Raw genomic sequence first — 21,466 nt, forward strand, 5'->3', positions numbered from 1 at the left:
CCGCCCCGCGCTCCTCTCGTCACCTCTCACCGCCCCCGCGCAGCGGCCCCCTCCGCCCCTCCCCCCGCCTGCGGCCAGGTGGAAGGATGGGCACCGGGCCCCGCGACGGTGCGGGCAGCCCGCAAAGGCAGAGCCCGAGGAGCGCAGTCATGGCCAAGCAGGCCCCGCAGAGCGATCCGGCGCAGGACGCCCCCGAGGTGTCCGCGCCCCAGCACGCTGCCGCCGGGCTGCCCGCCGTCGGCCACAGCCTGCGGATGGCCGCCGAGCAGATGGGCCCCCGCCGTACCCTCGCCACCCTGCTCAAGGTCAACCAGCCGAACGGCTTCGACTGCCCGGGCTGCGCCTGGCCGGAGCCGGACAAGACGCACACCGCCGAGTTCTGCGAGAACGGCGCCAAGGCCGTCGCCGAGGAGGCCACCGAGCGCCGGATCCGCGCCGAGTTCTTCGCCGCCCACCCGGTCGCCGAGCTGGCCGAGCGCTCGGGCTACTGGCTCGGCCAGCAGGGCCGGCTCACCCAGCCGATGCTCCTCGACGAGGGCGCCACCCACTACGCCCCGGTCTCCTGGGACGACGCCTTCGCGCTGATCGCCGAGGAGCTGCGCGCCCTGGACACCCCGGACGCCGCCGCCTTCTACACCTCGGGCCGCACCAGCAACGAGGCCGCCTTCGCCTACCAGCTGTTCGCCCGCCGGCTCGGCACCAACAACCTGCCGGACTGCTCCAACATGTGCCACGAGTCCTCCGGCTCGGCCCTCACCGAGACGCTGGGCGTCGGCAAGGGCAGTGTCAGCCTCAAGGACCTCTACCAGGCCGACCTGATCATCGTGGCCGGCCAGAACCCGGGCACCAACCACCCCCGGATGCTCTCCGCCCTGGAGCGCGCCAAGCGGGCCGGCGCCACCATCGTCAGCGTCAACCCGCTGCCGGAGGCGGGCCTGGAGCGGTTCAAGAACCCGCAGAACGCCCGCGGCCTCGTCGGCCACGGCACCAAGCTGACCGACCTGTTCCTGCAGATCCGCCTGGGTGGCGACCTCGCGCTGTTCCGTGCGCTCAACCGGATCGTCCTGGAGCAGGACGGCGTCGACCACGACTTCGTCGCCGCACACTGTCACGGCTTCGAGGAGTTCGAGGCGCAGGCCCGCAAGACCGAGCGGGACGAGGTGCTCGCCGCGACCGGCCTGCCCTGGGAGCAGATCGAGGAGCTCGGCCGGCTGGTGCTGGCCTCGAAGAAGATCATCGTGTGCTGGGCGATGGGCCTCACCCAGCACAAGCACGCCGTCCCGACCATCCGCGAGGTGGTCAACTTCCTGCTGCTGCGCGGCAACGTCGGCCGCCCGGGCGCCGGGGTCTGCCCGGTTCGCGGACACAGCAACGTCCAGGGCGACCGGACGATGGGCATCTTCGAGCGCCCCGCCAAGGCCTTCCTCGACGCGCTGGAGAACGAGTTCGGCTTCGAGCCGCCGCGCGAGCACGGCCTGGACTCGGTGGACACCATCCGCGCGATGCGCGACGGCAAGGTCAGGGTGTTCTTCGCGATGGGCGGCAACTTCGTCGCGGCCACCCCGGACACCGAGGTCACCGAGGCCGCGATGCGGCGCTGCCGGCTGACCGTGCACGTCTCCACCAAGCTCAACCGCTCGCACGTGGTCACCGGTGCCCGCGCCCTGATCCTGCCCACCCTCGGCCGCACCGACCGGGACGTCACCGGCGCCGGCGCCCAGTTCGTCAGCGTCGAGGACTCGATGGGCCAGGTCCACGCCTCCCGCGGCGGCCTGCGCCCGCCCGCGCCCGGCCTGCTCTCCGAGACCGCGATCGTCTGCCGCCTCGCCCGCGCCGTCCTCGGCCCCCGGGACACCATCCCGTGGGAGGACTTCGCCACCGACTACGACACCCTGCGCGACCGGATCTCCCGGGTCGTCCCGGGCTTCGCCGACTTCAACGAGAAGGTCCGCCGCCCCGGCGGCTTCACCCTCCCGCACGGCCCCCGCGACTCGCGCACCTTCCCCACCGCGACCGGCAAGGCGAACTTCACCGTCAACCCGCTGACCGCCCCCGAGGTCCCGCCGGGCCGCCTCCTGCTGCAGACGCTGCGCTCCCACGACCAGTACAACACCACCATCTACGGCCTCGACGACCGCTACCGCGGCATCAAGGGCGGCCGACGCGTCGTCCTGGTCAACCCGGCCGACGCCGCCGAACTGGGCCTGGCCGAGGGCCAGTACGTGGACCTGGTCGGCGAGTGGAAGGACGGCGTCGAACGCCGCGCCCCGCACTTCCGGGTCGTCCACTACCCGGTGGCCCGCGGCGGGGCGGCGGCCTACTACCCCGAGACCAACGTCCTGGTCCCGCTGGACTCCACCGCCGACATCAGCAACACGCCCACCTCCAAGGCGGTCGTCATCCGCTTCGCCCCCGACAGCGGCGAGTAGGCACCCCGGCTCGGAACGCACGAAGGCCGCCCCACGTCCGAGGACGTCGGGCGGCCTTCGTCGCGTACCGCGCCAGAGGCGTCAGTGCAGCAGCGAACCCAGCGGCAGCGTCGCGGTGGCGCTGCCCGGGGCCGTGGCGCCGGTCGAGCGGGTCCCGCTCGGGGTGCCGGCCGGGCTCCCGGTACCGGTGCCGGTCGGAGTCCCGGCAGGGGTGCCGGTCGGCGTGCCGGTCGGGGTCCCGGTGGGCGTGCCGGTCGGGGTCTGCGTCGGCGTCTGCGTCGGCGTGCCGGTGCCCGAGGGAGTGCCCGTCGGCGTGCCCGGGTCGGTCGGGGTGCCGGTGCCGCCGGGCGTGCTGGGCGTGCCGGTCGGCGTGCCCGGGTCGGGCGTCGGCGTCGCCGGGGTGCCGGCGGCCGGCGGGGCCGGCACCTGGCCGGCCGGGCTCGGGGCGATCGGCGTGACGGTGTCCCAGCCGGACGGCAGGTCGGGCACCTTCCAGGCGCCGCCCGCGTCGTCGGCCGTGCCGGACGGGTCGGGCCGGACGGCGCCGAGGATCGCCATCGAGCCGATCGGCGACACCTTGATGAACGCCCCGGGACGCGGCGCCTGCACGATCAGCCCGCCGCCGATGTACATCCCGACGTGCGAGGCGTCCTGGAAGTAGATGACCAGGTCGCCGGGCCGCAGCTGGTTCAGCGGGACGTGCGGCAGCTGCGCCCACTGCTCCTGACTGGTGCGCGGGATCGGCTTCCCGGCGTGCAGCCAGGCCTGCGAGGTGAGGCCGGAGCAGTCGTAGGAGTCCGGCCCGATGCCGCCCCACAGGTACGGCTTGCCCAGCTGGGCCAGCGCGAAGGCGACCGCCGCGCGCCCCTGCAGCGAGGGGGTGCGCTCGCCCTTGCCCAGCGCACCGGAGGCGAGGAAGGCGAGCTGGGCCTCGTCGGCCTTGGCCTTCTCCAGCTGCTCCAGTTCGGTGCGCTGGGCGCCGGTCAGCGAGGCCACCATCTGTTCGACGGAAGCGAGGTCGGCGGCGGCCTTGGCCTTGGCCGCGTCCTGCTGGGCGACCAGGGTCTGGGTGGTCTTCAGCACTTCCTCGGTCTGCTTCTTCAGCCCGTCGAGCGCGTCCCGGTCGGCCTTCAGCTTGTCCAGGAACTCCGACTGCGAGCGGCTGGCCGCGGCGAGCAGTTCGGCGATGGTGACCGCCTCGTACGGGTCCTTGGAGAGCAGCAGCTCGGCGTAGGCGGAGGCGGCGCCGTTGCGGTACTGGGCGGCGGCGAGCTGCGAGGCGATGTCGGTGCCGGCGTCGACCTGCTTCTGCTGGCGTTCCAGCCGGCCCTGCAGGTCGGTGAGCGCGGTCTGCTGCTCGGCGACCTTGGCCACCGTCCCGTTGTACTGCTCGGTGGCGGCCTCGGCGCCCTGGTAGAGCGCGTGCAGCTGGTCGAGGAGCGGGCCGAGGGTGGCCTTGGCGGCGGCGAGCGGGTCCGAGCCGGCGACGGCCGTGCCGGTGCCCGGGTCGGGTGCCGCCCAGGCGGCCTGGGCCGCGGCCGGCAGGGCGAGTGCGGCGGCCGCCAGGACGGCTCCGCAGCGCAGGGCCGCCCGTACCCAGGGGCGTACGCCTGCCGTCTCCGCTCGCTGTGCAGCCCCGCCCATGGGTTGGTCCTCCCCGCCCGTGCCCTGTCCCGGTCTCCCGGATCCCGCAGATCCTCCCACGGGTTACTCGGCGGAAACAGAGCGCGTGCGGACCGGGAGGTTAATTCTCGATTGATCTGTGAGACAGGTCTCAGCAAACCGGGCCGAAGCGGGGCGTTCTTCGCCAATGCCCAGCTCAGCGCGATCAAGGTCACCCTGAGGAAAGCTCATGGTCACCGCCAGTCAACCATCGGAACCACGATTCCCGGCTCAGTTCACCTTCCGTTTACCAAGCAGACCTACGGTCGCGAACGACACCAACGTCCGTGCGACAACTACGACGATTGTTTGGGTATGGAACACATCTCGTTCCTGGTAGCCGTTGTGATCATCACGGCGCTCGCCTTCGACTTCACCAACGGGTTCCACGACACCGCCAACGCGGCCGCCACCGCGATCGCGACCGGGGCCCTTCGTCCGAAGGTCGCGGTCACCATCGCGGCCGTCCTCAACTTCGCGGGCGCGTTCCTCTCCGTGAAGGTCGCCACCACCATCTCCGGCGGCATCGTCAACGAGAAGGCCGGAGTCCATCCCGAGATCATCTTCGCCGCCCTGGCGGGCGCGATCCTCTGGAACCTGCTGACCTGGCTGCGCGGCCTGCCGTCCAGCTCCTCGCACGCCCTGTACGGCGGCCTGATCGGCGCCACGATCGTCGGTGTCGGCATGAACGGCGTCAACTTCGACACCGTGGTCACCAAGATCATCATCCCGGCGGTCGCCTCCCCGCTCGTGGCCGGCCTGGCCTCCTGGGGCGCCACCAAGCTGGCCTACGCGATCACCCGCAAGGGCCGCGAGGCGAGCACCGAGAAGGGCTTCAAGACCGGCCAGATCTTCTCCTCCTCGCTGATCTCGCTGGCGCACGGCACCAACGACGCCCAGAAGACGATGGGCATCATCACCCTGACCCTGGTCTCGGTCGGCGCCCTGCCGCACGGCGCGCTGCCCCCCACCTGGGTCATCGTCTCCGCGGGCGGCGCGATCGCGCTCGGCACCTACATGGGCGGTTGGCGGATCATCCGCTCGATGGGCAAGGGCCTGGCGGACATCGGTCCGCGCCAGGGCTTCGCCTCCGAGTCGGCCGCCGCGACCGTCATCCTGACCTCCTCGCACATGGGCTTCGGCCTCTCCACCACCCAGGTCTGTTCCGGCGGCATCATGGGCGCCGGCCTCGGCGGCCCGAAGGGCGAGCTGCGCTGGAGCCTGGTCCGCCGCATGGTCTACACCTGGGGCCTGACCCTGCCGGCCGCCGCCCTGGTCTCCGGCGGTGCGGCCCTGCTGGCCGAGCAGGGCACCTGGGGCATCGTCCTGGTCGGTGCCGTGCTGGTCGCCGGCTCCGGCGCGATGTGGCTGATGTCCCGCCGCCAGCCGGTCGGTGCGGACAACGTCAACGACATCCACGACGTCACCCCGGTCGAGGTCGCTCCGGCCGCCGCCGTGAACGCCCCCACCCCCGCCTCGACCACGGTCGCGGCCTGAGCGCCGCCGACTGAGGAGCACTCACCATGCACATCAAGTGGAACGCCCTGGCCCAGACCGCCGGTGTCAGCTTCGGCGTCACCGTCGCCGTGGTCGCCGTCTTCGCACTCGGCATCCTGGCGCTGTCCCGCCGCGAGGCCGCGCTGACCGCCCGTGAGGGCGAGGGCGCCCAGCCCTCGGCCGGCGGGAAGCTGGCCCTGGCCGGCGCGTACACCTGCTTCGCGCTCTGCGCCGCGGCCGTCGTCTACGGCCTGTCGCTGATCGCCGGCAAGTAGGGCCTGTCCGGCTCTGCCGCCCGCACCGCCCGCATACGACGCAACGGGCCGGGGAGTGTCTGCACACTCCCCGGCCCGTTCGCGTATCCCGTCGCCGGTCGCGACGTCCCGGCGGTCAGTTCTCCTGGGTGGTCTTCAGCGCGGTCTCCCGGATGAACAGCACGGTGACGAAGGCCAGCGCCGCGAACGGGGCGGCCCAGAGGAAGACGGTGCCCACGCCGTGGCCGAAGGCGTCCGTCACCAGCGGCACGATCGGGGCGGGCAGCTTGTGCAGGTCCGGGATGCCGCCGCCGGCCGCCGCGTGTCCGGCGGGAATGTGCGCGGCGGTCAGGTTCTCCGCCAGGTAGTGGCCGACCTTGTTGGTCATCAGTGCGCCGAGCGCGGAGACGCCCATCGCGCCGCCCATCGTGCGGAAGAAGGTGACCACCGAGCTGGCCGCGCCGAGCTCGTGCCGGGGCACCGTGTTCTGCACCGCGAGCACCAGGTTCTGGCTGGTCAGGCCGAGGCCGACGCCGGTGATCGCCATGTAGACGGAGAGCAGCACGTAGTCGGTGTCGGCCCGGGCGGTGCCGAGCAGGCCGAAGCCGACCGCGAGCAGCGCGGTGCCGGCGACCAGGTAGGCCTTCCACTTGCCGTACTTGGTGATCAGCCGGCCGGCCACCGCGGAGGAGACGGCCAGGCCGAGGATCATCGGCAGGGTCATCAGGCCGGCCATGGTCGGGGACTTGGCGCGGGCCAGCTGGAAGTACTGACTGAGGAAGGTGGTCGCGCCGTACATCCCGACGCCGACCAGCACGCTGGCGATGGCGGCCAGGGTGACGGTGCGGTACCTGAAGAGGTCCGGCGGGATGATCGGCTCGGCGGCGCGGCGCTCGACCACGACGGCCAGCGCACCCAGCAGCAGGCCGCCGCCGACCATGGCCGTGGTCTGCCAGGACAGCCAGGCGTAGTTCTTGCCGGCCAGCGTGATCCAGATCATCAGCAGGCTGACCGCGGCGGTGATGACCAGCGCGCCCAGGTAGTCGATCTTCGCCTTGCGCTTGACCACCGGCAGCTTGAGGGTGCGCTGCACCACGACGATCGCGGCCAGCGCGAACGGGATGCCGACGTAGAAGCACCAGCGCCAGCCCAGCCAGGAGGTGTCCACGATGACGCCGCCGATCAGCGGGCCGCCGATGGTGGCGAGCGCGAAGACCGCGCCGAAGTAGCCGCTGTACCGGCCGCGCTCGCGCGGCGGGACCATCGCGGCCAGGCAGATCTGGCCGAGCGCGACGACACCGCCGGCGCCGACGCCCTGGAGCGCGCGGCAGGCGATGAGCTCACCGGTGTTCTGCGAGAGGCCGGCCAGTGCGGAGGTGGCGATGTAGATCAGCAGGGCTATCTGCAGCAGCAGCTTCTTGCTGGCGAGGTCGGAGAGCTTGCCCCAGATCGGGGTGGAGGCGGTCAGGGTGAGCAGGGCCGCGGTGATCACCCAGGTGTAGGCGGACTGGCCGCCGTGCAGGTCGGCCAGGATGTGCGGTAGGGCGTTGGAGACGACGGTCGAGGAGAGCACGGCCACGAACAGGCCGAGCAGCAGGCCGGAGAGCGCCTCCATCACCTGCCGGTGGGTCATCTGCCGGGTGTCGTCGGCGGCGGCGGAGGTGCCGCTCGCAGTCTCTGTGGTCACGGTCATCTGGGTCCTTCGGCGCCGGCGTGCGGGATACGCGCATCATGAAATTTCGTTGCCTTAAGCAACCATAAGACGGGATGGTTGAATAACGCAACTTCCCTCAAGGACAAGTAAAGGGCCCGCACCGCGGACCCGGTCACCGCACCGAAGACGCCCTGCTCACCGCCGAGGCCGCCCGGCTCACTCGGCCGGCGCCTCCCCCAGGACGTCGTTGAAGCGGCGCAGCAGTTCCCCGAAGCGGACCACGTCCTCCGCCGCCCAGCCGCCGATCATCTCCCGCACCCGCCCCATCCGGACGTCCCGGGCGGCCAGGTAGCGCCGCCGCCCCTCCTCGGTCAGCGAGACCAGCGCGGCCCGCCGGTCCAGCGGGTCCGTCTCCCGGGCGACCAGGCCCAGCTCCTCCAGCGCCCGGATCTGCCGGCTCACCGTCGCCTTGCCCACCGCGAAGTGCACGCCGACGTCCGTCACCCGGACCCGCCCGGCCTGCTCGATGTAGCCGAGCATGCTGTACGCCATGCCCTCCAGGCCGGGGTGCACCCGGCGTGAGAGTTCCGCCACTCTGGCCCGGCCCCGCCGGAACATCAGCGCGACCTCGCGCTCCACCGCCACCAGGGCTTCCTCGTCACTCACCGCGCCAGTATCGCGCAGCGGCACCGGCCCGCCCGCGGTGCGGAGGGTGCGACAAGCCAACTACTTCATGGTATGAAGTATCGGCTCCTGATGATCCGGTTTCCCCCCATACGCAAGGAGATGTGGATGGCAGCGCCTGGGCAGGGTTTCATCGCCGAACTGAAGAGCGCGGTCACCCCGCGCGCGGCACTGCTCGTGATCGGAGTGCTGCTGCTCCAACTCGGCTTCATCACCTCCTACGTCGGGGCGCTGCACAAGCCCGCCCCGCACAACCTCTCCATCGCGGTGGTCGCCCCGCCGCAGGTCGCGCCCAAGCTGGTCGGGGCGCTGGAGGCGGTCCCGAACGACGCCGTCAGGGCCGTCACCGCGCCGGACGCCGAGACCGCGACCGCGCAGATCAAGGACCAGAAGATCTACGCCGCCTGGGTCGTGAACCCGTCCGGCACCGAGGACACCCTGCTGGTCGGCGGCGCCCGCGGCCCATCCGCCGCCAAGGCCGCCGAGACGATCACCACCGCGATCGACAAGAACCAGGGCCGTACGGTCAAGGTCGAGGACGTCGTGCCGCTCGCCAAGGGCGACACCAACGGCCTCTCCGCCTTCTACCTGGTGATCGGCTGGTGCGTCGGCGGCTACCTGGTCGCCTCGATCCTCGGCATCAGCGCCGGCTCCAAGCCGGCCAACGCCCACCGCCTGCTGATCCGGCTGGGCGCCCTGGCGCTCTATTCGGTCGTGGCCGGCATCGGCGGCGCGGTCATCGCCGGGCCGGTACTGGACGCGCTGCCCGGCTCGGTCCTCGGCCAGTCCGCCCTCGGCGCGCTGGTGGTCTTCTCGGTCGGCGCCTTCACCATGGCGCTGCAGTGTCTGTTCGGGATCATCGGCATCGGCCTCGCGGTGCTGGTCTTCGTCGTCCTGGGCAACCCCAGCGCGGGCGGGGTCTACCCGGCGCCGATGATGCCGCCGTTCTGGCGGGCCATCGGCTCGGTCATCCCGAACGGCGCCGGCACCAGCGCGAGCAAGTCGATCGCCTACTTCGGCTCGACCAACCTGGGGATGCCGATCCTGGTCCTGGTGATCTGGGCGCTGGTCGGCATCGGCATCGCCTTCCTCGCCGTCCTGCGCGGCCCCCGCGCCGAGCAGCGCGAGCCCGCCGCCGTCGAGGCTCAGGGCGTGTCTGACAGGTCCTGAGCCCGACCACCTGAGCTCCCGGCCCCACCGGCCGGGGGCTCGGTGCGTTCCGGGCCGTACAAGACGTCGGACAGCTCAGCCGCCCGCGATCGAGCCCGGGTCGGCGACCACGGCGCGCACGACGCCCACCGCCGCACCCAGCAGCGGGCCGCGGCGGCCCAGCCGGGAGACGGTCAGCCGGTCGTCGGCCCACGGCCGGACGGTCACCCGGGCGGCCAGCTCGGCCCGCATGGCGGGCAGCAGCCAGGGCGCCAGCCGGGCGAAGCCGCCGCCCAGCACCACCTCGGCCGGGTCCAGCAGGTTGACCGCGCCGCTCGCCGCGATGCCGAGGGCGGTGCCGGCCCCGGCCAGGGCCGCGCGGGCCGGTTCGTCGCCGGCCGCGGCGCGGTCGGCGAGCAGTGCCACCCAGTCGCCCCGGGCACCGGTCAGTCCGGCCGCCCGCAACACGGCCGCCTCGCCCGCGTACTGCTCCAGGCAGCCGTGCGCCCCGCAGGCGCAGCGCGGCCCGTCGGGGTGGACCGGCACGTGGCCGAACTCGCCCGCGTAACCGCGCGCCCCGCGCAGCAGCCGGCCGCCGACCACGATCGCCGCGCCGACCCCGGCCTCGGCGGAGACGTACAGGAAGTCCTCGGCGCCGTCGCCCAGCCAGCGTTCGGCCAGGCCGCCCAGGTTGGCCTCGTTGTCGGCCTCGACCGGCAGCTCGGCCAGGCCGTCCGCGGCCGGCCGCAGCGCCGCACGCATTTCGGCGGCCAGCGGGACGTCCCGCCAGCCCAGGTTGGCGGCCCGCTGCAGCACCGCGCCGGAGGAACCGACCAGTCCGGGGACGGCCAGGGCCAGCCCGGCCGGGCGCAGGCCGGCTTCGGCGACGGCCGAGCGCAGCAGCCGGGCGAGGTCGGCCATGACGGCGGCGGGCTCCCGGCCGTGGTTGGCGCTCTCCTCGCGCCGCCAGGCGCGGACCTCGCCGCGCAGGTCGACCACGCAGGCGCCCAGGTGCCGGACGCCGATCTCGGCGCCGAGGCCGCCGGGCCCGAGCGGGTTGAGGCCGAGCGCGGTACCGGGGCGGCCGACCTTGCCGCTGGGTGCGGCGGGGCCCTCCTCGACCAGCAGGCCGCCGGCGATCAGCTGTTCGGCGAGGGAGGAGACCGCGGCCCTGGTCAGCCCGGTCTCGGCGGCCACCTCGGCGCGCGAGCGCGGGCCGCTCGCGATCACCCCGAGCACCAGGGCCAGATTGGCCCGGCGCATCCCCTGCTGGCTGGCAGGCCCGGTCCGGACGGCGTCCGGCTCGCGCATCAGGCTCACCTCGCCCCTTACGGCACGTCCCGTGGCATCTCGGGTGCAGCGTAACCGGGTTCCGGGGGCGCCGTCGCGACCAGGGCGGGCCGGGTGGACGCGGGCTCGGCGAGCCGGGTGAAGACCCACCGCTGCATCGCCCAGAAACGGAACAGCATCGCGACGAAGGTGCCGACGACCATGCCGCTGAGGAAGTCCGCGGCTTCCTGGGCGAAGGAGCTGATGTACGGCTCGCGCAGGTCCAGGACGTACCGGGAGATCACCAGCGGTACGACGTTGACCCCGACCGCCACCGCGCTGACCACGAAGAACAGCAGGGCCTCGCGCTGCCGGCCGCCGGCCCGGAAGGCCCAGCGGCGGTTCAGCACGTACGAGACGACGGTGGCGATCACCGTGGCGACGGTCAGTGCGACCACCGGCTTGTGCTGCAGCACGGTGAACTTGAGTTGGAGGTTGATCACCATGGTGAGCGCGAAGCAGGTGCCGCCGACCAGCAGGAACTTCACCAGTCGGCGGTGCCGCAGCAGGAAGGGGCGCAGCCGGTCCGGCACCCGGGCCAGCGCGCGCTGCGTGGGGGACGGCATCTCCGCAGTCTGGCACGCGGAGATGCCGTCGGCCCCTCGGACGGGTCCCGGCCGGACCGGCTCCCGGTCAGGCGGCGACCAGCACCTCGGCCGGCTCCAGGGCCAGCGTCAGCACCTCCCGCACGTCCGCCACCGGGTGGACGGTGAGCCGCTCCAGCACCTCGGCCGGGACGTCGTCCAGGTCGGCCTCGTTGCGCTTGGGGATGATCACCGTGGTGACCCCGGCCCGGTCGGCGGCGAGCAGCTTCTGCTTCACCCCGCCGATCGGCAGCACCCGCCCGGTCAGCGACACCTCGCCGGTCATCGCCACGTCGGTGCGCACCTTGCGGCCGGAGAGCAGCGAGGCCAGCGCCGTGGTCATGGTGATGCCGGCGCTCGGGCCGTCCTTGGGGACGGCCCCGGCCGGGACGTGCAGGTGCACGCCGCGGTCGCGCAGCGAGGTGACCGGCAGCTCCAGCTCGGCACCGCGCGAACGCAGGTAGGAGAGCGCGATGTGCGCGGACTCCTTCATCACGTCACCCAGCTGGCCGGTGAGGGTCAGCCCGGTGCCGCCGGTCTCGGCGTCGGCCAGCGAGGCCTCGATGTAGAGGACGTCGCCGCCGGCGCCTGTCACCGCGAGGCCGGTGGCCACGCCGGGGACGGCGGTGCGGCGCTCGGCCGGCTCCTGGGCGGACTCCGGCACGTGGTGCGGCCGGCCGATCAGGGCGCGCAGGTCCGCCGCGCCGACCGCGGCGGGCAGCTCGCGCTCGCCCAGCTCGGCCTGTGCGGCGATCTTGCGCAGCACCCGGGCGATCGAGCGCTCCAGGTTCCGTACGCCCGCCTCCCGGGTGTACTCCCCCGCGAGCCTGCGCAGCGCCTCCTCGTCCACGCTGACCTGCTCGCCGCCGAGGCCGGCCTTCTCCAGCTGGCGCGGGAGCAGGTGGTCGCGGGCGATGACGACCTTCTCGTCCTCGGTGTAGCCGTCGAGCCTGACCAGCTCCATTCGGTCGAGCAGCGGCTCGGGGATGGCCTCCAGCACGTTGGCGGTGGCGAGGAAGACGACGTCGGAGAGGTCGAGCTCGACCTCCAGGTAGTGGTCCCGGAAGGTGTGGTTCTGCGCCGGGTCCAGCACCTCCAGCAGGGCGGCGGCCGGGTCTCCCCGGTAGTCGGAGCCGACCTTGTCGATCTCGTCGAGCAGGACGACCGGGTTCATCGAGCCGGCCTCCTTGATCGCCCGCACCAGCCGGCCGGGCTGCGCGCCGACGTAGGTGCGCCGGTGGCCGCGGATCTCGGCCTCGTCCCGGACGCCGCCGAGCGCGACCCGGACGAAGCTGCGACCCATGGCGCGGGCCACCGACTCGCCGAGCGAGGTCTTGCCGACGCCGGGCGGGCCGACCAGGGCCAGCACCGCGCCGCCCCGGCGCCCGCCGACCAGCCCGAGCCCCTGGTCGGCCCGGCGCTTGCGCACCGCGAGGTACTCGACGATGCGGTCCTTCACGTCGGCCAGGCCGGCGTGGTCGGCGTCCAGCACCGCGCGGGCGCCGGCGATGTCGTACGCGTCCTCGCTGCGCTCGTTCCAGGGCAGCTCCAGGACGGTGTCCAGCCAGGTGCGGATCCAGGAGCCCTCGGGGGACTGGTCGGAGCTGCGCTCCAGCTTGTCGACCTCCTTGAGCGCGGCCTCGCGGACCTTCTCGGGCAGGTCGGCGGACTCGACCCGGGCGCGGTAGTCGCCCTCCTCGTCGGCCGGGTCGCCGTTCAGCTCGGCCAGTTCCTTGCGGACGGCCTCCAGCTGGCGGCGGAGCAGGAACTCCTTCTGCTGCTTGGCCACGCCCTCCTCGACGTCCTTGCGGATGGTGTCGTTGACCTCCTCCTCGGCGAGGTGGTCGCGCAGCAGGGTCAGCGCGTACTCCAGGCGGGCGACCTGGTCGGCCTCCAGCAGCACCTTGAGCTTCTGCTCGGCGGTGGCGAAGGGCGCGTAGCCGATGTTGTCGGCGAGCTCGCCGACGCCCTCGATCTGCGCCACCCGGTCGACGATCTGCCAGGCGCCGCGCTTGCGCAGCCACTGGGTGGACAGCGCCTTGTACTCCTTGACCAGCTCGGCGGCCCGGCCGGCCACCGGCATGCCGACCGAGGATTCCTTGAACGGCGTGGTCTCCACCCAGAGGGCGGCGCCGGGGCCGGTGGTGCCGACCCCGATGCGGACCCGGCGCACGGCGCGCACCAGCGCCGCCGGATCGCCATCGGCCAGCCGTCCGACCTGCTCCACGGTGGCCAGCGTGCCGACCGCCGCGTACGAGCCGTCCACCCGCGGGACCAGCAGGACCTGCGGCTTGCCGGGGCCGCCGGCCGCGGAGCGGGCGGCCTCGACGGCGGCGCGCACCTCGGTGTCCTTCAGGTCCAGCGGAACGACCATGCCCGGCAGCACGACCTCGTCGTCGAGCGGCAGGACGGGCAGGGTGAGCGGTGTGGACGTCGATGCCATGATCTCTCCCCAGTCAGTGAACTTGAGTCGACCTGACTAAGGCTTGGCGGGCGCCGGATGTTCCCCGCCGCTTGTTCGCTGCGAGCGAACACGATCCGGCCGGGGAGGCCCGGCGGAGGCGGCCGTCAAAAGCACCCACGGGGGCGTCCCGGGAGAACCCCGGGAAGTTCTCAAGAAATCCTCAGGATGTCGGGAACGTCCGCAAAGGGAACGCCGTGCGCCACTTCGGCCCGCGGCCGGGGCGGGCGCCGCTCGGCCCGGCGCAGCCAGCGCCAGAGCGCCACTCCGGCGAGCACCGCCGCCGGGTGCCCCACCGCGGTGACCACGTCCCGGTCGGAGGCGATCTGCTCGGCGATCATCAGTCCGGCGCCGCCCAGGGCCAGCAGCCGTCCGCGCCAGGAGAGCAGTCCGGCCACCGCGCCCAGGCAGGCGAGCACGCCGTAGCTGACCCCGATGTCCAGGTGGTCCAGCACCTCGGGCGCCATCCGCCCGGCCCCGACCGCGGTGATCACCACGCCCTGGGAGAGCAGCGTCGCCGCGACGTGCCCGATCCCGAAGACGGCGGCCGCCCGGGCGGATCCGACCCTGCGCTCCAGCGGGGCGAGGGTGAAGGCGAATCCCCACAGGTAGGGCATCCAGACCTCGCCGGCCACCCAGAAACCGCTCAGCACCAGGGCCCGCAGCGGGTGCTGCAGCAGGTTGTGCCCGTCCGAGCTGGAGGCTTCCTGCAGCCGCTGGACGAGGTCCGGATCGGCGAGCCGGGCGAAGGTCGTGGTGGCGCCGACGACGGCGAGGTACCCGAGGGTGAAGGGGGTGCGTCGGGGCGTCGGAACGCGGTCCAGCACCCATGGCGCGACGCCGGCGCGCAGCCCGAGCCGGAGCATTCCGTACGGCGCTCCCGTGGGCGCGTTCCCGCCGGGCCCGGTCCGCACTACCGCCATGCCGCCTCCGCCCGACGTCCGTGGCCACCGGCTCCCGCCCGGTGTCCAACGCACCGGCGCGCGCCGCGGATTCCGCCCGGACGGGTGTTGTCGTGGCCACGGTACGTCGAGGTTCTGGGAGGCACCTGGGAAAACCCGGTGAAGACCGTCGCCGTAACGGACTCCCGGATTCCTGGTATTGGTCCAGACCTTCTTTCGATTGACGCGTCAGTAGGGCCTCTGACCGGGGACTTGGCGTCAACTCGGCTGCATACGTACCGTTACGCAGTGAAAAATCGCCGGGTAAGGTATCGGCCCGTGCCCACTCGTGCAGTGGGTCCGAGGGCGGCCCGAACAGCCGGCCCACGGGCCGGAAACGTCCGGTCCACCTGCCGGGAAGCACCCGCTGTCCGTACGCTGCGATGTGCGCGGAAACGCGGACGGGCGACAATCCGTCCTCGTTCCCGATCGCGACGGGACGGCGGACCCGGCACAGTCCACGACGGAACAAGACTACGAGCGGAGCCCCGCCATCCCCACAGGTGGCCGGCCCGCAGCCCTGGGGGCGGTGGCGTGACCGTGACAGAAATTCAGCAGGACAACCACAACACCGGCGGCACAGTGAGCAGCCAGCGCAGAGTGCTGGTGGTGGAGGACGAGCCCACGATCGCCGAGTCGATCGCGGCCCGGCTGGGCGCGGAGGGCTTCAAGGTCGCCGTGGCCCACGACGGGCCGGGCGCGGTCGACGGCTTCCACACCTGGCAGCCCGACCTGGTCGTCCTCGACATCATGCTGCCCGGCTTCGACGGCCTGGAGGTGTGCCGCCGGATCCAGGCCCAACGCCCGGTGCCGGTACTGATGCTGACCGCGCGCGACGACGAGACGGACCTGCTGGTCGGCCTCGGCGTGGGCGCGGACGACTACATGACCAAGCCGTTCTCGATGCGCGAACTGGCCGCCCGGGTCAACGTGCTGCTGCGCCGCGTCGAGCGCGCCCAGCAGGCCGCCCGGACGCCCGCGCTCGGCTCGCTGCGCTTCGGCGAGCTGGAGATCGACCACGTGCAGCGCCGGGTCCGGCTGGCCTCGGGCGACGTCCACCTGACGCCGACCGAGTTCGACCTGCTCGCCTGCCTGGCCGCCCAGCCGCGCGCCGTGCTCACCCGCGAGCAGCTGCTGGCCGAGGTCTGGGACTGGACCGACGCGTCCGGCACCCGCACCGTGGACAGCCACGTCAAGGCACTGCGCCGCAAGATCGGCGCCAGCTGGATCCGCACCGTGCACGGTGTCGGGTACGCACTGGAGGCCCCGCTCTCCTAGGACTCGTCACCGACGAGTCCCGCGGCGAGCCGCGGGCGACGGGCCACCGGGGGGCCCGTGTCCGCAGGGACGCCGCACCACCACGCGGGGGGACACACGCGGGGACCACAGGGGACCAATGACCTTTCCACAGCAACGCAACGGGGACTCCGAGGGCGCACGGCCGCAGACGCTGGCCGCCCGTGCAGCCCACCGGGTCTGGACCGACATCCGGCCGCTCGACCCGGTGCGCTCGATCAAGGGCAAGCTCGCCCTGCTCGTGATCGTCTCCGTGTTCCTGGCCACCGGGATGGTGGTCGTGGCGATCCGGTCCGAGACCCAGATCCGGATCATCATGGTCTTCTCCATGATCGCCTCGCTGCTCTTCATGCAGTTCCTCGCGCACGGGCTGACCGCCCCCCTGCGCGAGATGACGGCCGCCGCCCGCGCGATGGCCTCCGGCGACTACAGCCGCCGGGTCGAGGTGAACTCGCGCGACGAGATCGGCGAGCTGGCGGCTGCCTTCAACGCCATGGCCGCCGACCTGGAAGCCGCCGACCAGCACCGGCGCGAGCTGGTCGCCAACGTCTCGCACGAGCTGCGCACGCCGATCGCCGCGCTGCGCGCCGTGCTGGAGAACGTGGTGGACGGGGTCGTCCAGCCCAATCCGGCGACGCTGGGGGCGGCGCTGGAGCAGACCGAGCGGCTCGGCCGCCTGGTCACCCACCTGCTCGACCTCTCCAAGATCGACGACGGCGTGGTCGACCTGGACGCCCGCCCCTTCGAGGTGCGCGAGTTCCTGGACGGTGTGCTGCGCGGGGTCACCGTGGACGGCGCGACGGCCGGCGGGGCCTTCTCCCGCCGCGGCGACGTCCGGCTGGCCCTGGAGGTCAGCCCGGCCGGCCTGACCGGCGTCGCGGACCCGGAACGGCTCCACCAGGTGGTCGCCAACCTGGTCGACAACGCCTGCAAGCACTCCCCGCCCGGCGGCACCGTGACGGTGCGCGCCCGTCCCGACTGCGAGGACGGCGCCCTCCTGCTGGAGGTCGAGGACGAGGGCCCCGGCATCCCGCCGGCCGACCGCACCCGGGTCTTCGAGCGGTTCAGCCGCAGCGGCACCGCGACCGCCGCCGGGGCGGGCGCGGACGGCGGCACCGGCCTGGGCCTGGCCATCGCCCGCTGGGCGGTGGACCTGCACGGCGGTCGGATCGCGGTGGCCGAGTCCCCGCGCGGCTGCCGGATCGTGGTCCGCCTGCCCGGGCAGCGGCAGGACGAGGGCCAGGACGGGAGCCGGGACGAGAGCCGGGGCATTTGTCACAGATCCGACACAGACGCATACGAAGATCGTTAGAGGATTTCCGTAGGGGTTTGTCCGGTTTCCTCCGGATATCAGGCCTGTTCGAGCCCGATCGCTTCCCCTCAGATACGGCTTTCTAACGCAGTTTTTCGGCCAAACTGCAGGTCAGGACTGTGATCTGGACGACGCCTGGCCCCCGGGGACTGCGCGATCACTGGTCAGGGGCGTAGCCTTAATCCCCGCTGTCCAAACATCCCAAAAGGAAGCGGAAGAGGGCGGTTGCCGCCGTGTCGCCACAGTCCCCTGAAACCCCCAACAGCTCGGCAAGCTCCACTGGCTTCGGCCCCAATGAGTGGCTCGTCGACGAGATCTACCAGCAGTACCTCCAGGACCCGAACTCGGTCGACCGAGCCTGGTGGGACTTTTTCGCCGACTACAAGCCCGGTACCGAGGTGACCCCAGTGACCCAGGCCGCGACCCAGGCCGGCCCCACGCCGACCCCTGCCGCTGCCCCCGCGCCCGCCGCTGCTGCTCCGGCCGCGCCCGCCCCCGCCGCACCGGCCGCCCCGGCCGCTCCGGCTCCGGCTGCCGCTCCGCTCGCCGCCGCGCCCGCCGCACCCCCGGCCCCGAAGGCCGCCGCCGCGGCCCCGGCCGCGCCCGCCGCCGCTGCCGGCCCCGAGCTGGTCCAGCTGCGCGGCCCGGCGAAGGCCGTCGCCACCAACATGGACGCCTCGCTGGAGGTGCCGACCGCAACCTCGGTCCGCGCCGTCCCGGCGAAGCTGTTGATCGACAACCGCATCGTCATCAACAACCACCTGCAGCGCGCCCGCGGCGGCAAGGTCTCCTTCACCCACCTCATCGGTTACGCCCTGGTCCAGGCCATCAAGGCCTCCCCGGGCATGAACCACAGCTACAAGGTGGAGGACGGCAAGGCCTTCCTGGTCAAGCCCGAGCACGTCAACCTCGGCCTGGCCATCGACCTGGTCAAGCCGAACGGCGACCGCCAGCTGGTCGTCGCGGCCATCAAGAAGGCCGAGACGCTCGACTTCTTCGGCTTCTGGCAGGCCTACGAGGACATCGTCCGCCGGGCCCGCGCCAACAAGCTGACCATGGACGACTTCACCGGCGTCACGGTCTCGCTGACCAACCCCGGCGGCATCGGCACCGTGCACTCCGTGCCGCGCCTGATGCAGAACCAGGGCACCATCGTCGGCGTCGGCGCCATGGAGTACCCGGCCGAGTTCCAGGGCTCCGCCCCGGAGACCCTGGCCCGCCTCGGCGTCTCCAAGATCATGACGCTGACCTCGACCTACGACCACCGCGTCATCCAGGGCGCGGCGTCCGGCGAGTTCCTGCGCGAGATCCACCGCCTGCTGCTCGGCGAGAACGGCTTCTACGACGAGATCTTCGAGTCGCTGCGGATCCCGTACGAGCCGGTCCGCTGGGCCACCGACGTCGCCACCACCCACGACGACGAGGTCAACAAGACCGCGCGCGTCATGGAGCTCATCCACTCCTACCGGGTCCGCGGCCACCTGATGGCCGACACCGACCCGCTGGAGTACAAGCAGCGCAAGCACCCCGACCTGGACGTCGTCCAGCACGGCCTCACCCTGTGGGACCTGGAGCGCGAGTTCGCGGTCGGCGGCTTCGGCGGCCAGAAGATGATGAAGCTCCGCGACATCCTCGGCCTGCTGCGCAACACGTACTGCCGCACCGTCGGCATCGAGTACATGCACATCCAGGACCCGAAGCAGCGCAAGTGGCTGCAGGAGCGCCTGGAGAAGCCGTACGCGAAGCCCGAGCGCGAGGAGCAGCTGCGGATCCTCCGCCGCCTGAACTCCGCCGAGGCCTTCGAGACCTTCCTGCAGACCAAGTACGTCGGCCAGAAGCGCTTCTCGCTGGAGGGCGGTGAGTCGCTGATCGCGCTGCTGGACGCGACCATCGACGCCGCCGCCGAGCACCGCCTCGACGAGGCCGTCATCGGCATGGCCCACCGCGGCCGCCTGAACGTGCTGGCCAACATCGTCGGCAAGCCGTACGGCAAGATCTTCGGCGAGTTCGAGGGCAACCTCGACCCGAAGTCGATGCACGGCTCCGGCGACGTCAAGTACCACCTGGGCGCCGAGGGCACCTTCACCGGCCTGGACGGCGAGACCATCAAGGTCTCGCTCGCCGCGAACCCCTCCCACCTGGAGGCCGTGGACCCGGTCGTCGAGGGCATCGCCCGCGCCAAGCAGGACATCCTGGACCAGGGCGGCACCACCTTCCCGGTGCTGCCGATCCAGATCCACGGCGACGCGGCCTTCGCCGGCCAGGGCGTCGTCGCGGAGACCCTGAACATGTCGCAGCTGCGCGGCTACCGCACCGGCGGCACCGTGCACGTCGTGGTGAACAACCAGGTCGGCTTCACCGCCGCCCCGGCCTCCTCGCGCTCCTCGATGTACTGCACCGACGTGGCCCGCATGATCGAGGCCCCGATCTTCCACGTGAACGGCGACGACCCGGAGGCCGTGGTCCGCGTCGCGCGGCTCGCCTTCGAGTTCCGCCAGGAGTTCCACAAGGACGTGGTGATCGACCTCATCTGCTACCGCCGCCGCGGTCACAACGAGGCCGACAACCCGTCGTTCACCCAGCCGCTGATGTACGACCTGATCGACAAGAAGCGCTCGGTGCGCAAGCTGTACACCGAGGGCCTGATCGGTCGCGGCGACATCACCATGGAAGAGGCGGAGCAGGCGCTCCAGGACTTCCAGGGCCAGCTGGAGAAGGTCTTCGCCGAGGTCCGCGACGCGGCCCAGGCGCCGGCCGTCGGCACCAACGGCAAGCCGGTCGCCGACTTCCCGGTCTCCATCCAGACCGGCATCTCCCAGGAGATGGTCAAGCGGATCGCCGCCTCCCAGGTCAACCACCCGGACTGGCTGACCGTCCACCCGCGCCTGCTGCCGCAGCTGCAGCGCCGCGCCGCCTCGGTCGAGGACAACACCATCGACTGGGCGATGGGCGAGACCCTCGCCATCGGCTCGCTGCTGATGGAGGGCCACCCGGTCCGCCTGGCCGGCCAGGACAGCCGCCGCGGCACCTTCGGCCAGCGGCACGCCGTCCTGATCGACCGCAAGACCGGCGAGGACTACACCCCGCTGCAGTACCTCACCGAGGACCAGGCCCGCTACACCGTCTACGACAGCCTGCTGTCGGAGTACGCGGCCATGGGCTTCGAGTACGGCTACTCGCTGACCCGCCCGAACGCGCTGGTCATGTGGGAGGCGCAGTTCGGCGACTTCGTCAACGGCGCGCAGACCATGGTGGACGAGTACATCGCCTCCGCCGAGCAGAAGTGGGGCCAGCACTCCGGCGTCACCCTGCTGCTGCCGCACGGCTACGAGGGCCAGGGCCCGGACCACTCGTCCGCCCGCCCGGAGCGCTTCCTCCAGCTGTGCGCGCAGAACAACATGACGGTCGCGATGCCGACCCTGCCGTCGAACTACTTCCACCTGCTGCGCTGGCAGGCGCACAACCCGCACCACAAGCCGCTGGTCGTCTTCACCCCGAAGTCGATGCTGCGTCTGAAGGCCGCGGCGAGTGCGACCGAGGAGTTCCTGTCCGGCTCGTTCCGCCCGGTCATCGGCGACACCACCGTCGACCCGGCGCAGGTCCGCAAGGTGGTCATCACCGCCGGCAAGTTCTACTACGACCTGGAGGCCGCCCGCACCGAGCGCGGCGTCACCGACACCGCGATCGTCCGGGTCGAGCGGCTCTACCCGCTGCCGGTGGCCGAGCTCCAGGAGGAGCTGGCCCGCTACGGCGACAACGTCCAGTTCATCTGGGCGCAGGAGGAGCCGGACAACCAGGGTGCCTGGCCGTTCATCGCGATGAACCTGGTCGACCACCTGCAGGTCGTCATCGGCCGCAGCGCCGCCGGCGACTCCCGCCTGCGTCGCGTCGCCCGCACGACGGCCTCGTCCCCGGCGGTCGGCTCGGCCAAGCGGCACGCCGCCGAGCAGCAGGCGCTGATCGAAGAGGTCTACTCGCTCTGACGCGCGACGGCCTGAGCGTGTGAGGCTCATCGGCCCCCGTCCTCCCATCCGGGAGGGCGGGGGCCGCGTCGTTTCCCGGAGAACCGTTTCACCGCCGAGCCATGTCAAGGTCGCAGCTCTGCAACCAATCCGGGGCCGCGGTGCACGAGCTCCTGACGGATCGATAGGTTATGGCTCGCCAGTCGGACGCCGGCGCCCGTCACCGCGCCCGCCGCCTCGGCCGTACGCCTC

14 protein-coding genes are annotated in these 21,466 nt (G+C 72.3%); 7 read left to right on the top strand and 7 right to left on the bottom strand.

Annotated elements, in window-relative coordinates:
- Nucleotides 1–149: 149 nt before the first annotated feature.
- Nucleotides 150–2,429, top strand: coding sequence for an FdhF/YdeP family oxidoreductase (locus tag BX285_RS01245; protein ID WP_097236262.1), 2,280 nt, complete (start codon nt 150–152; stop codon nt 2,427–2,429).
- An 81-nt stretch (nt 2,430–2,510) separates the two neighbouring features.
- Here BX285_RS01245 and BX285_RS01250 read toward each other — a convergent pair whose 3' ends face one another.
- Nucleotides 2,511–4,073 (bottom strand): NlpC/P60 family protein, encoded by a 1,563-nt coding sequence (locus BX285_RS01250; RefSeq protein WP_121174244.1) that lies wholly within the window; start codon nt 4,071–4,073, stop codon nt 2,511–2,513.
- A gap of 333 nt (nt 4,074–4,406) precedes the next feature.
- Here BX285_RS01250 and BX285_RS01255 point away from each other — a divergent pair, with 333 nt between their 5' ends.
- Nucleotides 4,407–5,588, top strand: a complete 1,182-nt coding sequence (locus BX285_RS01255; RefSeq protein ID WP_097236264.1) for an inorganic phosphate transporter — start codon at nt 4,407–4,409, stop codon at nt 5,586–5,588.
- 26 nt (nt 5,589–5,614) lie between these two features.
- Nucleotides 5,615–5,863 carry a hypothetical protein gene (locus BX285_RS01260; protein ID WP_097236265.1) on the top strand — a complete coding sequence of 83 codons (249 nt, stop codon included), beginning with the start codon at nt 5,615–5,617 and terminating at the stop codon, nt 5,861–5,863.
- Nucleotides 5,864–5,978: 115 nt separating this feature from the next.
- Here BX285_RS01260 and BX285_RS01265 read toward each other — a convergent pair whose 3' ends face one another.
- Nucleotides 5,979–7,535: an MDR family MFS transporter gene (locus tag BX285_RS01265; protein ID WP_107474893.1), complete on the bottom strand. Its 1,557-nt coding sequence runs from the start codon at nt 7,533–7,535 to the stop codon at nt 5,979–5,981.
- 177 nt (nt 7,536–7,712) lie between these two features.
- A complete protein-coding gene (locus BX285_RS01270; protein ID WP_259470400.1) occupies nt 7,713–8,162 on the bottom strand; it encodes a MarR family winged helix-turn-helix transcriptional regulator in 450 nt (149 codons plus the stop codon).
- Between the two features lie 126 nt (nt 8,163–8,288).
- Between BX285_RS01270 and BX285_RS01275 the strand changes: the two genes are divergently transcribed.
- The gene (locus tag BX285_RS01275) at nt 8,289–9,350 is read left to right on the top strand and encodes an ABC transporter permease (RefSeq protein ID WP_257032417.1); all 1,062 of its coding nucleotides are present in this window, start codon (nt 8,289–8,291) and stop codon (nt 9,348–9,350) included.
- Nucleotides 9,351–9,425: 75 nt separating this feature from the next.
- Here the strand turns inward: BX285_RS01275 and BX285_RS01280 are convergent, their stop codons facing one another.
- From BX285_RS01280 to BX285_RS01295, 4 genes are all read right to left on the bottom strand, one after another.
- Nucleotides 9,426–10,640, bottom strand: a complete 1,215-nt coding sequence (locus BX285_RS01280) for an ROK family transcriptional regulator (protein WP_097236267.1) — start codon at nt 10,638–10,640, stop codon at nt 9,426–9,428.
- Between the two features lie 17 nt (nt 10,641–10,657).
- Entirely contained in the window at nt 10,658–11,224 is a 567-nt protein-coding gene (locus BX285_RS01285) for a GtrA family protein (RefSeq protein ID WP_097236268.1), read from the bottom strand.
- Between the two features lie 67 nt (nt 11,225–11,291).
- The gene (lon, locus tag BX285_RS01290; protein ID WP_097236269.1) at nt 11,292–13,685 is read right to left on the bottom strand and encodes an endopeptidase La; all 2,394 of its coding nucleotides are present in this window, start codon (nt 13,683–13,685) and stop codon (nt 11,292–11,294) included.
- Between the two features lie 170 nt (nt 13,686–13,855).
- Nucleotides 13,856–14,626, bottom strand: a complete 771-nt coding sequence (locus BX285_RS01295; protein ID WP_147465094.1) for a rhomboid-like protein — start codon at nt 14,624–14,626, stop codon at nt 13,856–13,858.
- 558 nt (nt 14,627–15,184) lie between these two features.
- Here BX285_RS01295 and BX285_RS01300 point away from each other — a divergent pair.
- From BX285_RS01300 to BX285_RS01310, 3 genes are all read left to right on the top strand, one after another.
- The gene (locus BX285_RS01300; protein WP_030057574.1) at nt 15,185–15,922 is read left to right on the top strand and encodes a response regulator transcription factor; all 738 of its coding nucleotides are present in this window, start codon (nt 15,185–15,187) and stop codon (nt 15,920–15,922) included.
- A 118-nt stretch (nt 15,923–16,040) separates the two neighbouring features.
- Nucleotides 16,041–17,252, top strand: a complete 1,212-nt coding sequence (locus tag BX285_RS01305) for a cell wall metabolism sensor histidine kinase WalK (protein ID WP_121174246.1) — start codon at nt 16,041–16,043, stop codon at nt 17,250–17,252.
- 233 nt (nt 17,253–17,485) lie between these two features.
- Complete coding sequence (locus BX285_RS01310; RefSeq protein WP_121174247.1) at nt 17,486–21,235, top strand: multifunctional oxoglutarate decarboxylase/oxoglutarate dehydrogenase thiamine pyrophosphate-binding subunit/dihydrolipoyllysine-residue succinyltransferase subunit; 3,750 nt, start codon at nt 17,486–17,488, stop codon at nt 21,233–21,235.
- Nucleotides 21,236–21,466: the final 231 nt, after the last annotated feature.

The sequence above is a fragment of the Streptomyces sp. 1114.5 genome, from assembly GCF_003635085.1.
In the GTDB taxonomy this organism is placed as follows: domain Bacteria; phylum Actinomycetota; class Actinomycetes; order Streptomycetales; family Streptomycetaceae; genus Kitasatospora.

Bases quoted from the DNA above. Each gene is read 5' to 3' on its own strand.
- BX285_RS01280 (WP_097236267.1), bottom strand. From the start codon at position 10,640: ATGCGCGAGCCGGACGCCGTCCGGACCGGGCCTGCCAGCCAGCAGGGG.
- BX285_RS01285 (WP_097236268.1), bottom strand. From the start codon at position 11,224: ATGCCGTCCCCCACGCAGCGCGCGCTGGCCCGGGTGCCGGACCGGCTG.
- lon (WP_097236269.1), bottom strand. From the start codon at position 13,685: ATGGCATCGACGTCCACACCGCTCACCCTGCCCGTCCTGCCGCTCGAC.
- BX285_RS01295 (WP_147465094.1), bottom strand. From the start codon at position 14,626: ATGGCGGTAGTGCGGACCGGGCCCGGCGGGAACGCGCCCACGGGAGCG.
- BX285_RS01245 (WP_097236262.1), top strand. From the start codon at position 150: ATGGCCAAGCAGGCCCCGCAGAGCGATCCGGCGCAGGACGCCCCCGAG.
- BX285_RS01260 (WP_097236265.1), top strand. From the start codon at position 5,615: ATGCACATCAAGTGGAACGCCCTGGCCCAGACCGCCGGTGTCAGCTTC.
- BX285_RS01265 (WP_107474893.1), bottom strand. From the start codon at position 7,535: ATGACCGTGACCACAGAGACTGCGAGCGGCACCTCCGCCGCCGCCGAC.
- BX285_RS01250 (WP_121174244.1), bottom strand. From the start codon at position 4,073: ATGGGCGGGGCTGCACAGCGAGCGGAGACGGCAGGCGTACGCCCCTGG.
- BX285_RS01255 (WP_097236264.1), top strand. From the start codon at position 4,407: ATGGAACACATCTCGTTCCTGGTAGCCGTTGTGATCATCACGGCGCTC.
- BX285_RS01275 (WP_257032417.1), top strand. From the start codon at position 8,289: ATGGCAGCGCCTGGGCAGGGTTTCATCGCCGAACTGAAGAGCGCGGTC.
- BX285_RS01305 (WP_121174246.1), top strand. From the start codon at position 16,041: ATGACCTTTCCACAGCAACGCAACGGGGACTCCGAGGGCGCACGGCCG.